Here is a 13699-nt window from a genome sequence, read left to right as displayed (position 1 = left end):
GCCACCCTAGTGGCCGTCACCCCCTGCGGACGCCCGGCACCAGGCGTCCCTCGTCAGGCCTTCTTGGGAGCCCGGGTGGCGGGCTTCTTCGTCGCGGTGGTCTTGCGGGCGGGGGCGCGCTTGGCGGCGGGCTTGGTGGCCGGCCCCTTGGCGCGCTTCTCCGCGATCAGCTCGAAGGCCCGCTCCGAGGTGAGCGTCTCCGGGGGATCGTCGCGGCGCAGGGTGGCGTTGGTCTCCCCGTCGGTGACGTAGGGCCCGAACCGGCCGGACTTGAGCACCACCGGCTTGCCCGACACCGGGTCAGCGCCGAACTCCTTGAGGGGTGCCGCTGCCGCGGCCCGGCCACGCGTCTTCGGCTGCGCGTAGATGGCCAGGGCCTCCTCCAACGAGATGGAGAAGATCTGGTCCTCCGAGGTGAGCGAACGAGAGTCCGTCCCACGCTTGAGATAGGGGCCGTAGCGCCCGTTCTGCGCCGTGATCTCGGTGCCGTCAGGATCCACGCCGACCACCCGCGGAAGGCTCATCAGCTGGAGCGCCGTGGGCAGGTCGATGGAGTCCAGCGACATCGACGAGAACAGCGACCCCGTGCGCGCCTTGGCCGACTTGGGCGCGTCCTCGGGGAGAACCTCGGTGACGTAGGGGCCGTAGCGCCCGTTCTTCGCCACCACCATGTGGCCGCTGGCCTCGTCGACGCCGAGCTCCCGCTCCTCATCCAGGGGCTTGCTCAGCAGCTCCTCCGCGACCTCGACGGTCAGCGCGTCCGGGGCCATGTCCTCGGGCACGTTTGCGCGGCGCCCGTCGGAGGACTCGACGTAGGTGCCGTAGCGGCCCACCCGCACGTCGATGCCCGAGTCCCGGAGGGGGAACGTGGACAGCGCCCGGGCGTCGATCTCGCCGAGCTCAGTCACCAGCGCCTCGAGGCCGTGATGCGCGCTGCCCTCCGGCCCGCGGTAGAACTCCGAGAGCACCTTGAGCCGCTTTGCCTTGCCGCTGGCGATCTCGTCGAGCTGGTCCTCCAGCTGGGCCGTGAACGCGTAATCCACCAGCTCGGAGAAGTGCTCCTCCAGCAGGCGGGTCACCGCGAACGCGAGCCAGGTGGGCACCAGGGCCGAGCCCTTCTTGAAGACGTAGTCGCGGGCCGTGATGGTGCGGATGATCGACGCGTAGGTGGAGGGGCGGCCGATCTCCAGCTCTTCCAGCTTCGCCACGAGCGAGGGCTCGGTGTACCGGGCCGGCGGGCGCGTCTCGTGACCGGAGGCCTCCACGTCGGCCACCTCAAGGGCCTGCCCCCTGGTGAGGATGGGCAGGCGGGTCTGCTGGTCGTCCGAGGCCGAGTCGTCGTCGACGCTGACCACGTAGGCCTTGAGGAAGCCCGGGAAGGTGATGGTGCGGCCAGAGGCCACCAGCCCCGCCGCGGTCACCTCACCCCCACCCACCTGGGCGGCCGGGAAGGCCGCGTCCACGCGGATGGTCAGCGACTCGCCCTTGGCGTCTGCCATCTGGGAGGCCAGCGTGCGGCGCCAGATGAGCTGGTAGAGCCTGAACGGGTCCCCCACGAGGCCGGTCTCGTCCGGGTGGCGGAAGGTGTCGCCCGCCGGCCGGATGGCCTCGTGCGCCTCCTGCGCGTTCTTCACCTTGGACGCGTAGACGCGCGGCTGGGCCGGGAGGTACTTCTCGCCGAACAACTCCCTGACCTGCTTGCGGGCGGCCTGGATGGCCTGCCCCGCGAGCGTCACGGAGTCCGTACGCATGTAGGTGATGAAGCCCTTCTCGTAGAGCTCCTGAGCCACGCGCATCGCCCGCTCGGAGGTGAAGCCCAGCTTGCGCCCGGCCTCCTGCTGCAGCGTGGTGGTCCGGAAGGGCTCGTAGGGCTTGCGGGTGTAGGGCTTGGCCTCCACCGCCCCCACGGTGAGCGCCGCGCCCCGGAGCGCCTCGGCCAGGGTGCGGGCAGATGCCTCGTCGAGGATCAGCGCGTCCTGGGAGGTGAGCTCGCCCGAGGAGTTGAAGTCGCGGCCTTGAGCCACCCTCGCGTCGCCGACGGTGGCCAGACGCGCCGGGAAGGTGCGGGGGTCCGCGTCGGGACCGGCGTCGAGGTGGGTGTCCAGGTCCCAGTAGGAGGCGGGGACGAACGCGATGCGCTCGCGCTCACGATCGACCACCAGCCGGGTGGCGACGGACTGCACGCGGCCCGCCGACAGCCTCGGCATGACCTTCTTCCACAGCACCGGCGAGACCTCGTAGCCGTAGAGCCTGTCGAGGATGCGGCGGGTCTCCTGCGCGTCGACGAGATCCACGTCCAGCGTGCGGGGGTTGGTCACGGCCTCGTCGATCGCGGACTTGGTGATCTCGTGGAAGACCATCCGCTTCACGGGGACCTTGGGCTTCAGCTCCTCCATCAGGTGCCACGCGATGGCCTCGCCCTCGCGGTCACCGTCGGTGGCCAGCAGGAGCTCGTCGACGCCGGCGAGCTTGGCCTTCAGATCCTTGATGGTGGACTTCTTGTCCGGAGAGACCACGTAGATGGCCTGGAAGTTGTTGTCGACGTCCACGCCGGTGCGGGCCCACTTCTCGCCCTTGTACTTGGCGGGCACCTCGGAGGCGGACGTGGGGAGGTCGCGGACGTGCCCCCGGCTGGACTCGACGATGTAGTCGGAGCCGAGATAGCCGGCGATCTTGGTCGCCTTGGTCGGCGACTCGACAATCACCAGACGCTTGAGAGCCATGGTCGGATCAGTCCTCCAGTCGGGAAACTCATCGAACAATAGCCTGTGCTGTCAACGTGACCGCTCGCGCGGTGGCCCGCCTACAGGCGGAGCATCTGGTCCAGCAGCATCCCACGCACCTCCGGAAGGACCGACGCCGCCAGGTCCGCCGCGTCGACGTCGAGGACCTGGGAGACGGCTCCGATCACCTGGCCGACGGTCAGCTCGCCGTCCAGGGCGCCCACGGCCGCGGCCAGCGCCGTGTCGGCCTTGACCGCCCGGCGCAGCCCCGTGCGCTGTCGGAACACGATGTGCTCGGGGTGCTCGGCGCCCGGGACCCCGATGGTCTCCTGATCGACGTCGACGAGCCTCGGACACGAGGCGAGCAGGGCGGCGGTGGACAGCTGGAAGGCGTCCACGGCCTCGGCGTGGCGGGCGAACGTCTCCCCCACCGGCTGGGCGACCGCGTGCGGCCACGTCTCGTAGCGGCGGTGGGGAACGGCCCTGTCCGCCCGGGTGACGAGGATCCAGCCCATCCCGACGGCGCGCACGCCCAGCCGGTCGAAGTAGGCGAGCCACTCGTCGTACGCCCCCCGCCAGCCGCGCGAGCCGGCGAGGCCCGCATCCGCCAGCCACATCTCGATGTAGCTGAACACGTCCAGCCGCTCGCGCTCGATCACCCAGGCGTCGCAGCCGTCGGGGATCCACGAGTCGAGCCGCTCCTGCCAGGGCCCGTCGAGGACGGCCCAGTTGGTCAGCAGCTGCAGGCTGCCTCCCGGGGTCAGCCGATCCGCCGCCCCGCGGATGAGTGTCTCGACGAGCGCGTCGCCCTCGTAGTTGGTCTCCCGGTAGGCGAGCGTCTCCGCCTCGGTCCGGGGCGGGCTCATCACGAAGGGCGGGTTGGACACGATCAGGTCGAACCGGTCCCCGCCCAGCGGCTCGTACAGCGACCCCTCGCGGACCTCCGCGTCGACCTCGTTGAGGGCCAGGGTGAGGCGGGCCAGCTCCAGCGCCCGCGCGTTGACGTCGGTGGCGACGATGCGCGACGCATGCCTGGCGAGGTGCAGCGACTGCACCCCGCAGCCCGTCCCCAGGTCCAGGGCCGTGCCGACGGGGCGCCGCATCGTCAGCTGCGCCAGCGTGGTGGAGGCCGGGGAGACGCCGAGGACGTAGTCGGGACGAGTCGGCACGATCTCGCCGTCGAGCCCCGGGGTGGGGTCGGCCACGATCCACCCTGAGGCGTCGTCGTCCGGCGAGCCGTACGGCCGGATGTCGATCAGGGCCCGGACACCGTCGGCGGTGCGCTCCAGGTAGCCGGCCTCCATCAGCGCCGACACGTCGAGTGTCGCGGCCAGGTGCTCCTCCGCGACGGCCTGCTGGAGCACGAAGAGCCTGGTCAGGGTGGCGATCGGGTCAGTGTCGCGGCCGAGTGCCACGTCCGCGGGCACCGTCGAGTTGCGGCCCAGCCCCGCCTGCCCCGGCTCTCCGATGCGGTCCAGCACCGCGTCGACCGTGAAGCCTGCTGTGAGCAGGCTGGCACGCAGGTGTGACGGGTCTAGGCGCATGGGGTCATCGTAGGCGGCCGACGGCTAGTGCGGCTGCAGGGCCTGACGCCGCCTCCCGACCGTCAACCTCGAGGGCCGCCGGGCCAGTCCGACGTCCGCCATCCCCTCTCGAAGCCCGATGAACGCCACCGCGGCGTAGGACAGGGCCGCGCCTGTGAGCAGTGAGGCCGCCACGTTGACCCAGCGGCCGGAGGCCACGCCGACGAGGACCGAGACGAGGCACCACAGCGTCATGACCCAGATCGACAGGACCGCCCACGCGGGGGCGGCCGTCCGGCCGCTCACCTTGGGCGTCCGCCCGAACGGGATGCGCCTGCCGGTCAGGCCCTGCTGCACGGACTTCAGGACCCCCGCCAGGTGCACCGGCACCAGCATGAGGTTGAGGGCGAAGACCCTGCCCATGTCGCTGAGTCGGTAGCCGCAGCGCATGAGGTCGCGGGTGTAGAGGAAGAAGTAGGGAACCGACAGGATCGGAAGCCACAGGCTGCGCAGCTCGTCGCCGCCGAGCGGGAGGAAGAGCAGCGCCAGCAGGCCGAGGCTGCCGGTGGCGATCGAGGTGAGGTAGTGCATCCGGATCAGGAACGCGGGTACCGCGAGCCGGTCCCTGGGCGCCGCGATCAGCCTGCGCACAGCCTTGGGCGCGATGAGGAGACCGCCGTTTGCCCACCTGCTCCGTTGGATGAGCAGGGAGCCGAAGTCCGGCGGCGTGGCGCTCCACGCCAGGCGCGAGGGGACGTTGTGCAGGTCCCAGCCGCGCTCTGCCAGGTCCAGGGTGGACTCGGTGTCCTCGATCACCGTCCGGTCCTGGATGTAGCGCGCGATGACGTGCCCCCGCTCCGTGTCCTCCACGCGGATGTCGTCGAGCGCCTCCTTACGGAGCAGTGCGTTGGCCCCCACCCAGAAGGTCGCTCGGCACCAGGTGAAGCCCTGGTGGACGATGAACTGGATGTCGGTGGTGGCGCCGGCGATCCGCTCCACCAGGCCGGAGGCACCCGGGACGGAGGTGTAGGGGGTCTGGACCACGGCCAGCCGCTCGTTGCCGGGGGCCTCGAGTGTCGCGGCCAGACGCAGTGCGTACTCCGGATCCAGCATGCTGTCCGCGTCGAGGGTGAGCACGAACGCGGCGTCCGGGATGAGGGTGCCATTGGCCTCGTTGGTGCGCTCGAGCACACGGCCCTCGGCTCCCGTCACCTCCCGGACGTGGGCGCCGAGCAGGTCGATGTACGCGTTCAGATTGGCGGCCTTGTTGGGCTCGTGGGTGAGGTTGACGTAGCGCTTGCGCTGAAAGACGGTGATGTCACAGGTGTAGGCATCGCGGAGCCGGTCCAGTTCATGGAGGATCTGGTCGCGGGTGGTGCTGTGCGCACGGCCCGCCAGCCAGCGCACCCTCTCCTCGAGGAGTTGGGCCTGCCGCCGCCAGGTCACCTCGACGAAGTGCGCGTCCGTGTGATCGGCCGGCGTCTCGTGGGCTGCCCGGTGGCGGGCCCAGGAGGCGAGCGAGTCCATCACCCGCAGGAGTTCGCCGAAGTCCCTGCCGTCGCCTGGTGCCAGCGCGAGGACGCGGACGCGGCCTGCCTCCACGATGGAGCGGGCCTCGGCAAGCACCGCCTGAACCTCTGCCGGGAGGCGGAGAGCGGCCTCGAGCAGCGCGAGGCTGTCGTCGTCGGACGGGTCCGGCGGATCATCGAGCAGGAGCGCCACCCGCTTACGGGGGTGATGCTGGAGAGCCGCCGAGGTGAGCGTCTGGCGGATGGTGCGCTCGTCCTCCTTGTACGACGGCACCAGCACCGCGATGGGCTGAGCGTCGTCCCAGTGCTCCCCGACCAGCTCGGCCAGCGGCTGCACGTCGTGGTTCGCGGTTCGGATGAGGAACCCGAGCCGTGCCACCTGGTACACCAGATTGCCCGCGACCAGGATGGCCAGGACCCCCGCCAGGGCGGTGAGCCTCACCACCGTCCACACGCCCCAGAGCTCATGGCGCGCGACGGCGATGAGATCCAGCGTCAGCATCACGGCAGCGAGCGCGGTCAGGGCCATCATGGCGAGGGTGAGCAGGGCTTCGGGCCGCGAATCCGGGCGCGATGGGACGGCTCGTCGAGCCACGGGGACCTCCGGGGGAAAGTGTCTGGGCGGCGATCCATCCGCCCGCTAGGCAGGATCGCGCCGCGTCGTCGTTCACCACAGCCCCCGATCGGAAGGATCCGTCCGACCAACGGCGATTCCCGTGGACCCGAAAGCCCTGCCTCACCGGCCGAAAGGCCTACCCCTCCCCCTCGAAAGCCATCCCCCGCCGGAGGTGGGGCGCTCAGCTTGACGGCTCAGACGGAGTCTGTGGCGCCCTGCCAGAGGTTGACCCCGGCCACGCCCGCGTGGAGGTCGATGGAGGCAAGTTCGTCCGGGGTGAAGTCCAGGTCCGCGAGCGCGGCCAGGTTGTCGTCGAGCTGGCGCACCGACGAGGCGCCGAGCACCACGGAGGTGACCGAGGCTTCTCCCTGATCGCGCAGCGCCCACGCGATCGCCATCTGGGCGAGACTCTGCCCGCGGTTCTCCGCGATGTCGTTGAGCGCCCGCAGGTGCGCGATGTTCTCTGCGGACAACAGGCCCGTGTCGAGGGACTTGCCCTGGGCGGCCCGCGAATCTGCGGGGATGCCCTCCAGGTAGCGGTCCGTGAGCATGCCCTGGGCGAGCGGCGAAAAGGCGATCACGCCCATCCCTGCCGCGCGGCATGCCTCCAGCAGCGACGGTTCGCCCTCCTCGATCCACCGGTTGAGGACGGAGTAGGAGGGTTGGTGGATCACGAGCGGCGTGCCCAGCGCTCTGGCGATCTCCTGCGCCCTGGCCGTCAGGGTGGCCGAGTAGGACGAGATGCCTGCGTAGAGGGCCTTGCCCGACCGTACAGCCTGGTCCAGGGCTGCCATCGTCTCCTCGAGCGGGGTCTCCGGGTCCGGCCGGTGGTGGTAGAAGATGTCGACGTAGTCGAGCCGCATGCGGCGCAGCGAGTCGTCCAGGGAACTCAGCAGGTACTTGCGTGAGCCGCCGAACCCGTAGGGCCCCGGCCACATGTCCCAGCCCGCCTTGGACGAGATGACCAGCTCATGGCGGTACGACGCGAAGTCCTCGGCCATGAGGCGGCCGAAGTTGGCTTCTGAGGCGCCGTACGGGGGGCCGTAGTTGTTCGCCAGATCGAAATGGGTGACCCCGCGGTCGAAGGCGCGGCGGAGAATGTCGCGCTGCGCCTGCAGCGGCTTGTCGTCACCGAAGTTGTGCCAGAGCCCGAGCGAGATGGCCGGGAGCTTGAGGCCGGAGGCGCCCAGGCGGCGGTACGGCATGCTGGAGTAGCGGTCTTCGGCGGCGATGTAGGTCATCTCCGCACTGTATCCCCGTCCACCCCCGCCCCGGGCGTCTCAGGTTCCGGCCGTCGCCGCCCTGTCGATCTCTGAGGGGCCCCATCCCAGCTGCGGACGCAGTTGTGCGCGGACCACCACCTCCACCACCACGGATCTTCCGCCTCCCTGCACATCGCAGCCGACCACGGAGGCCGCGTTGCGCCCGGCGGCGTCTGCGGCGGCCGGGCAGGGTGAGTCCCCTCGCACAGACGCGCCGACGGCGGCCAACGCCGAGATCTCGGCCACCTGCTCGGCACGCCGGGCGATGAAGAACCACTGGATGAGAACCGCCGACACCATGAACGCGCTGACCAGGATCAGGCAGACGGCGGCCACCAGCACCGAGCCCGCAGCTCCTCGCTGGCTCCGAGCGGCGCTCACCGCCCTACCCCCGGCTCGTAGGCCGCCCACGAGCTGGCCTCCACCTCGACGGGTCCCAGCCCGGCGATGCGCACCGCCATGCGGACGGTCGCGGTGACCCCGTCCGCCTCACGACGGACATCCACCTCGGCTCCCGCCGGGACCCTCTGGCGCGCCTGACGCACTGCGCCGTCGTCCCCGCGGGCGGTCTGCCGGGCCAGTTGGGCGCTTGACTCGGCGACGCCGGCCTGCGCCACCCCAAGCAGCGAGATCCCGGCGAGGGCCGCGGCAAGTGCCACCGCCGTCACCAGTCCGATGGCCAGTTCAACGGTGACCATGCCGCGCTCGCCACGCCGGCACCTCGACTGCCTGCTCATGGGACCGGGATCACCCGTTCGCCATGTGGGTGAACACGTTGACCACCCAGTCGAAGAGGGTCTTGTAGAACTGGTTGTCCCCGAAGATGCGCAGGAGCACGAGGGCGACAGTGGCCGCGGCGAGCAGGCCCAGCGCGTACTCGACCGTGGTGAGTCCGCGCTGCGCGAGGGCTCGGGCCCGTGCCTTGCGGGCGGGAAGGAGGGTGGCCATGGGAGGTCCTTTCGGTGCGCCGGCGCCCTGTTGGCCGGTCACCCCCTTGATCGCAAACCGCCCCCGCCGTTTTCCGGCCGCCCACCGGAGCTGTGGACAGCCGTCCACGGACAACACCCATGCCTGTGGAGCGCGGGAAGCCCTCAGTCGAGCAGGAGCCCCAGGAGCTCGGCCGCATCACCCTTGTGCAGCACCTGGTTGGCGTTGCCGCACTTGGGTGACACGACGCACGCCGGGCAGCCTGACTCGCACGAGCACCGGGTGAGCCGGTCGAGCGTGGCGCGCAGCCACTGCTCCACCACCTCGAACCCGCGGTGGGCGAAACCTGCACCTCCTGCCATGCCGTCGTGGACGAAGACCGTGGCCAGGCCCGTGTCCGGGTGGAGCGCCGTACTCACGCCGCCGATGTCCCACCGGTCGCACGGCGCGAAGGCCGGCAGCAGGCCGATGGCCGTGTGTTCCATCGCGTGGGCCGCCGCGCCCATCTGAAGCTCCGCCCATCCGAGCCTGCGTGCCAGGTGCTCCGGCACCGTCCACCACACCGCCTGCGTGGTCATCCGGTGGCGGGGAAGGTCCAGCGGCGTCGAGTCCCACACCTCGTGGGTCACCTCGTCCCTGCGGAGGTACCCCAGGACCTGTGAGTCCAGGCGCACGTCGCCGCGATGTACCCGGGTGATGCCCACCGGCCTGCTCTCGGACTCCTGCACGATCTGGATGTCGAACGACGACTGTGCCTGCGTGTAGTAGCGGGGCCTCGATGCAACAACCAGCGCCTGGTGCTCGTCGAGGTCCAGGTCCTCCACTGTGAAGCTCTCCCCCTGGTGCAGGTACACGGCCCCGGGATGGACGGTGCGATCCGCCGCCGCGACGTCGACCACGCCCACGATGCGCCCCGAGTCGCGCTCGATGATGTCGATGGGGCGCGCCCCCATGGAACGGAGGTTGATGAAGTCCACCGCCCGATCAGGGCGGGTCCAGTAGAAGCGGTCCCTGCGGTGGCGCAGCACCCCCTGAGCGGCCAGAGCCCTGGCCATGGCCGGCGCGGTGGGGCCGAACCACCGCTGGTCCTCGTCCGACAGTGGCAGCTCCTGTGCGGCGGCGGCGAGATGCGGACCGAGGACCCGCGGGTTGTCCGGGTGGAGCACCGCGCGCTCCACCGGCGCGTCGAACACCAGCTCGGGGTGCTCCAGCAGGTAGGCGTCGAGGGGGTCCTCCCGCGCGAGGAGCACCACGACGGCGTCCTGACCGCGCCGGCCCGCCCTGCCCGCCTGCTGCCAGAAGGAGGACAGCTTGCCCGGATACCCGGAGACGAGCACCGCGTCCATGCCGGCGATGTCCACGCCCAGCTCCAATGCATTGGTGCTGGCCAGCCCACGGAGCTCGCCGCTGTGCAGGCCGGCCTCGAGCGACCGGCGGTCCAGCGCCAGGTACCCGCCGCGATAGGACGCGATGCGGGTGGGCTGGGCGGAGAGTTCCTGCGCGGCGAGCGAGACCAGTTCGGCCCCCTGCCTGGACGGGACGAAGGCGATGGTCTGGGCGTCGTGGTCGGTCAGGCGCGCCAGGAGCTCGGCCGTGTCCGACCGGAGCGACGAGGCGGGCTGCCACAACACCGCCGTCCGCCTGCCGCTGGGGGACGTGTCGTGGTGGATCACCTCGACGCCCTCGGCGCCGATGAGCCGGCCTGCGAACTCTCCGGCGTTGGGTGCGGTGGCCGACGACAGGGCGACGACCGGATCCGACCCGTACTGCGAGGCCAGCCGTCGAAGGCGCCGGACCACCTGGGCGACATGCGCGCCGAAGACGCCCTGGTAGCGGTGTGCCTCGTCCAGCACGATGTAGCGGAGCGAGCCGAGGAAGGACGCCCAGCGCTGATGGTTGGGCAGCACGGAGAAGTGCAGCATGTCCGGGTTCGTCAGCACGAGGTCCGCGTGGTCGCGCGCGAATCTGCGCTCGGCATCGTCGGAGTCACCGTCGAGCGCGGTGAGCCGCCACCCCTTGGGCCCGAGCGCGGCGGCTGCCCGTGCCTGGTCGTGGGCGAGCGCCTTGGTGGGGGCCAGGTAGAGGGCGGTGTGTCGCGGCCCGGTGAGGCGGGCCCGGGTGGAGTCGACGGCGACGCCCAGCGTGCCCTCGGCGGTGGCGGCGATGATGGGCATCAGGTAGCCCAGCGTCTTACCCGAACCTGTAGGCGTGCACACGATCGCGTGCCGGCCGTCGAACAGTGCCTGGGCGAACTCCACCTGATGCCGCCAGGGCGCCGGGACCCCGGACCGCTCGATCCGCGAGACCGTCTCCGCGGACAACCAGGCGGGCCAGGACGACGTGAGGCCGGGCGTCGGCTCACGGCGCGAGACGGCGACCGCCTCATCCCTCCCGAGCAACCAGTCGTACTTCACGCTCCAACTCTGCCAGCCACCTCCGACGAACCCTGCACCGGAGGATCCGCCCCCTCTCCTGCGGCGCTCCAACGGGGGGCCGGGCGTAGAATCGGGAGAGAGTGAGGAGGCGCGGCGATGCGCCCGTCGATCGGCCTGCGGAGATCGGTCCGCCGCCACGTCCGGTTCGGGACGGTGGTCGCGGGGGTTCTCGCGATCGCCCTGACGGGATGCGCCCCACAGCCGGGAGCCGCCCCGTCCGTCTCCCCAGGTACTCCTCCCTACCCCACTCCTGGTGAGCCGGCCACCGCCGGACCGGCCTCCCCCGCCGACGGCACGTCCACCGCCACCGGCGGGCCCGCCACCTCCTCGGCTCCCGCCGGCACGGCGACCTCAACGCCCACGGCGACGCCGTCGCCCACCGCGACACCGACGCCCAGCCGGTCCATCGCCGCCTCCACCACCCAACCCCCCGCACCTTCGAGTTGGCCGGCTCCCTCCACGGCTCCACCCGCCGGAACCACAACGGCGACGGCTCCAACCGCCCCGGGGGCCCTGGTCAAGGCGTGGGCGGGGCAGGACATCGAGGCCTTCGACACCCAGCGGAAGGTGGTGGCCCTGACGTTCGACGGCGGGGCGTCAGGGGATGCCGTGGAGTCGATCCTCGCGACCCTGAAGGCATACGACGTGCCGGCCACCTTCTTCGTCACCGGCGCCTTCGCCCGGGCCTATCCGCGCTACGTGACCGCGATCGACGCGGCCGGTCATCCGGTGGGCAATCACAGCGACACGCACCCCTACTTCACCCAGACCACGAACGAGGAGATCCGGGCCGAGTTGGCCGCCGCGGAGAAGGCGATCTCGGCACTCACCGGGAGCACCACCGCGCCGCTGTTCCGGTTCCCGTTCGGCGACCGGGAGGACCTCGACATCCGGGTGGTCAACGCGGCCGGCTACATCCCGGTCCGATGGACGGTCGACACCCTCGGGTGGAAGGGCACCAGCGGGGGAATCACCACCGCGATCATCAGGCAGCGGGTACTCGACCGGCTCCGCCCGGGCCAGATCGTGCTCATGCACGTAGGTGCCCATCCGGACGATCACTCGACGCTGGACGCCGACGCCCTGCCTGGCGTGATCCAGGACCTCCGAACACGGGGATACTCCTTCGTCACGGTGCCGGACCTGCTGGACGACGTGCTCTGACTCACCCGAAGAAGTCCGTCATGAGGCTCGCGATGATGGGGACCACCCCGATGGCCATGAACGCAGGGAGAAAGCAGGCCATGAGCGGCAGCACCGACCTGACGCCCACCGTGCGGGCGCGTCTGGCCGCGCGGTCCCTGGCCTCCTGCCTCGCGTCCTCGGCGTGATCCCGCAGTACCCCGGCGAGCGCGGTCCCGGTGCGTTCGGCCCTCCCGATGTCTGTGGCGGTGGCTCCCCACACTGGGTGCCCCCTCAGCGACTCCCATGCCGCCGGCCCGGTGCGCCCCAGCTCCAGCTGCGCCGCGACCTCGCCGAGCAGCTCGCGGGTGCCCGGCGGGGACACCTTCGCCACCTCCGCGACGGCGTGCGCCGTCGGGAGTCCGGCCTCCAGGCAGACCGCCAGGAAGTCCAGCGCGTCTGGGAGCTCATCCGCCAGGGCCCACCAGGTGGGCCGCGGCGCCGCCCAGCCGAGGCCCACGGCCGCCGCCGAGCCGACGGCGACGCCCGCGACCCACCCGGGCGGCCCCTCGATCAGCAATGCGAGGACCACCGAGACGGCCACCCCCACGATGACGCGCTGGGACCAGGGCGGAGCGCCCGGCCGGCCTCGGAGCGGGGGGACCAGTGTGAACGACCCGCCGTCGAGGCGCGACAGCCGGCCCGACGGGCCCCGCACGAGCAGCAACGAGGCCATGGCGCACATGACCGCGGCGACGAGGACCGAGTTCATGACCGCCGCCGGGGTGCCTGTGCGCCGGTCCGCGCGAGCCTGTCCACCCACAGCACCCCGGCGGAGGTGAGTGTCACGGAGGTGAGCACGAGCACCTGCCCGACAGGCTCCCGCAGCAGGTAACCAACCGTGTTGACGCCGGCGGCGAGCCCGAGCCCCACGGCCAGGAACGGCAGCATCGCCATGATGTGACCGCTGGTGCGGGCGGCTGCCAACTCCGTCGCCACGACGGCGTCCAGCTGGCGTTGCCGTCTCAGGTTGTCCGAGACCCGGGCCAGCACGTCGGCCACGGGCGCGCCGGTGCGCTCGCTCAGCTGCCACGCGGCCGCGACGCACCGCATCCCGAGCCTGCCCGGCCCCTCGGCGGCTCTGGCCAGCTCCTGCCCGACATCTCCCCCGAGACGCGCGGCGGCGGCGGCTTGAGCCAGGACCGGATAGTCCACCGCAGCCTCGGAGAGGGCCACGTGCGGGATGCTGCCTGAACGCATCAGCGACGACAGCACGCGGGCCGCCTGGGCGCACTCGTCGGCCGCCCTGGTCTCGACCAGCCGGGTGCGCCGAGCGACGGCGAGCCGCCACAGTGTGGCGCCCGCGATCACGACAGCGACGCCCCACAGCAGCGGTCGCACGCCGAGCAGCGCGGTCGTGCAGAGGACCACCGCCCCCGCTACCGCCACCCATCCCACGCCGCGCGCAGCCGTTGGCGCGGGCCGCCGGCGATCACCCAGCCGCCTCAAGGCGTGTGCGGCAGGGTGGCCAAGCAGAAGCGCCCCGGCAAGGGCCGCGGCGA

At 71.4% G+C, this 13699-nt stretch carries 11 protein-coding genes; 1 reads left to right on the top strand and 10 read right to left on the bottom strand.

Translation table 11 applies throughout. The annotated features are described in order from the left end of the window. Positions 1 to 53 precede the first annotated feature (53 nt). From topA to sftH, 8 genes are all read right to left on the bottom strand, one after another. On the bottom strand, positions 54 to 2723 hold the full coding sequence (topA, locus tag ACZK5D_RS00635; protein WP_463663913.1) for a type I DNA topoisomerase: 2670 nt from the start codon (positions 2721 to 2723) through the stop codon (positions 54 to 56). A gap of 80 nt (positions 2724 to 2803) precedes the next feature. After that, positions 2804 to 4267 (bottom strand): DUF7059 domain-containing protein, encoded by a 1464-nt coding sequence (locus ACZK5D_RS00630; RefSeq protein ID WP_458994786.1) that lies wholly within the window; start codon positions 4265 to 4267, stop codon positions 2804 to 2806. A 24-nt stretch (positions 4268 to 4291) separates the two neighbouring features. Beyond that, a complete protein-coding gene (locus tag ACZK5D_RS00625) occupies positions 4292 to 6370 on the bottom strand; it encodes a glycosyltransferase family 2 protein (protein WP_463663912.1) in 2079 nt (692 codons plus the stop codon). Between the two features lie 215 nt (positions 6371 to 6585). Continuing rightward, positions 6586 to 7632, bottom strand: a complete 1047-nt coding sequence (mgrA, locus tag ACZK5D_RS00620) for an L-glyceraldehyde 3-phosphate reductase (protein WP_458994788.1) — start codon at positions 7630 to 7632, stop codon at positions 6586 to 6588. A 39-nt stretch (positions 7633 to 7671) separates the two neighbouring features. After that, a complete protein-coding gene (locus ACZK5D_RS00615; RefSeq protein ID WP_458994789.1) occupies positions 7672 to 8034 on the bottom strand; it encodes an Rv3654c family TadE-like protein in 363 nt (120 codons plus the stop codon). Beyond that, positions 8031 to 8390 carry a TadE family type IV pilus minor pilin gene (locus tag ACZK5D_RS00610; protein ID WP_458994790.1) on the bottom strand — a complete coding sequence of 120 codons (360 nt, stop codon included), beginning with the start codon at positions 8388 to 8390 and terminating at the stop codon, positions 8031 to 8033. Before ACZK5D_RS00610 ends, ACZK5D_RS00615 begins: the two co-directional genes overlap by 4 nt. 10 nt (positions 8391 to 8400) lie before the next feature. Further along, positions 8401 to 8601, bottom strand: coding sequence for a DUF4244 domain-containing protein (locus tag ACZK5D_RS00605; RefSeq protein ID WP_458994791.1), 201 nt, complete (start codon positions 8599 to 8601; stop codon positions 8401 to 8403). A gap of 143 nt (positions 8602 to 8744) precedes the next feature. After that, positions 8745 to 10994, bottom strand: coding sequence for a DNA 3'-5' helicase SftH (gene sftH, locus ACZK5D_RS00600; protein ID WP_458994792.1), 2250 nt, complete (start codon positions 10992 to 10994; stop codon positions 8745 to 8747). A 117-nt stretch (positions 10995 to 11111) separates the two neighbouring features. Between sftH and ACZK5D_RS00595 the strand changes: the two genes are divergently transcribed. Beyond that, positions 11112 to 12179, top strand: coding sequence for a polysaccharide deacetylase family protein (locus ACZK5D_RS00595; RefSeq protein ID WP_458994793.1), 1068 nt, complete (start codon positions 11112 to 11114; stop codon positions 12177 to 12179). A 1-nt stretch (position 12180) separates the two neighbouring features. Here ACZK5D_RS00595 and ACZK5D_RS00590 read toward each other — a convergent pair whose 3' ends face one another. After that, positions 12181 to 12909 carry a type II secretion system F family protein gene (locus tag ACZK5D_RS00590; protein ID WP_458994794.1) on the bottom strand — a complete coding sequence of 243 codons (729 nt, stop codon included), beginning with the start codon at positions 12907 to 12909 and terminating at the stop codon, positions 12181 to 12183. Beyond that, positions 12906 to 13568 (bottom strand): type II secretion system F family protein, encoded by a 663-nt coding sequence (locus tag ACZK5D_RS00585; RefSeq protein WP_463663911.1) that lies wholly within the window; start codon positions 13566 to 13568, stop codon positions 12906 to 12908. Before ACZK5D_RS00585 ends, ACZK5D_RS00590 begins: the two co-directional genes overlap by 4 nt. Between the last annotated feature and the right edge of the window lie 131 nt (positions 13569 to 13699).

The sequence above is a fragment of the Tessaracoccus yangjingae genome (genome assembly GCF_055326235.1).
The sequence above is the reverse complement of the archived record's forward strand: the minus strand, read 5'-3'. Positions and strand labels throughout refer to the sequence as shown.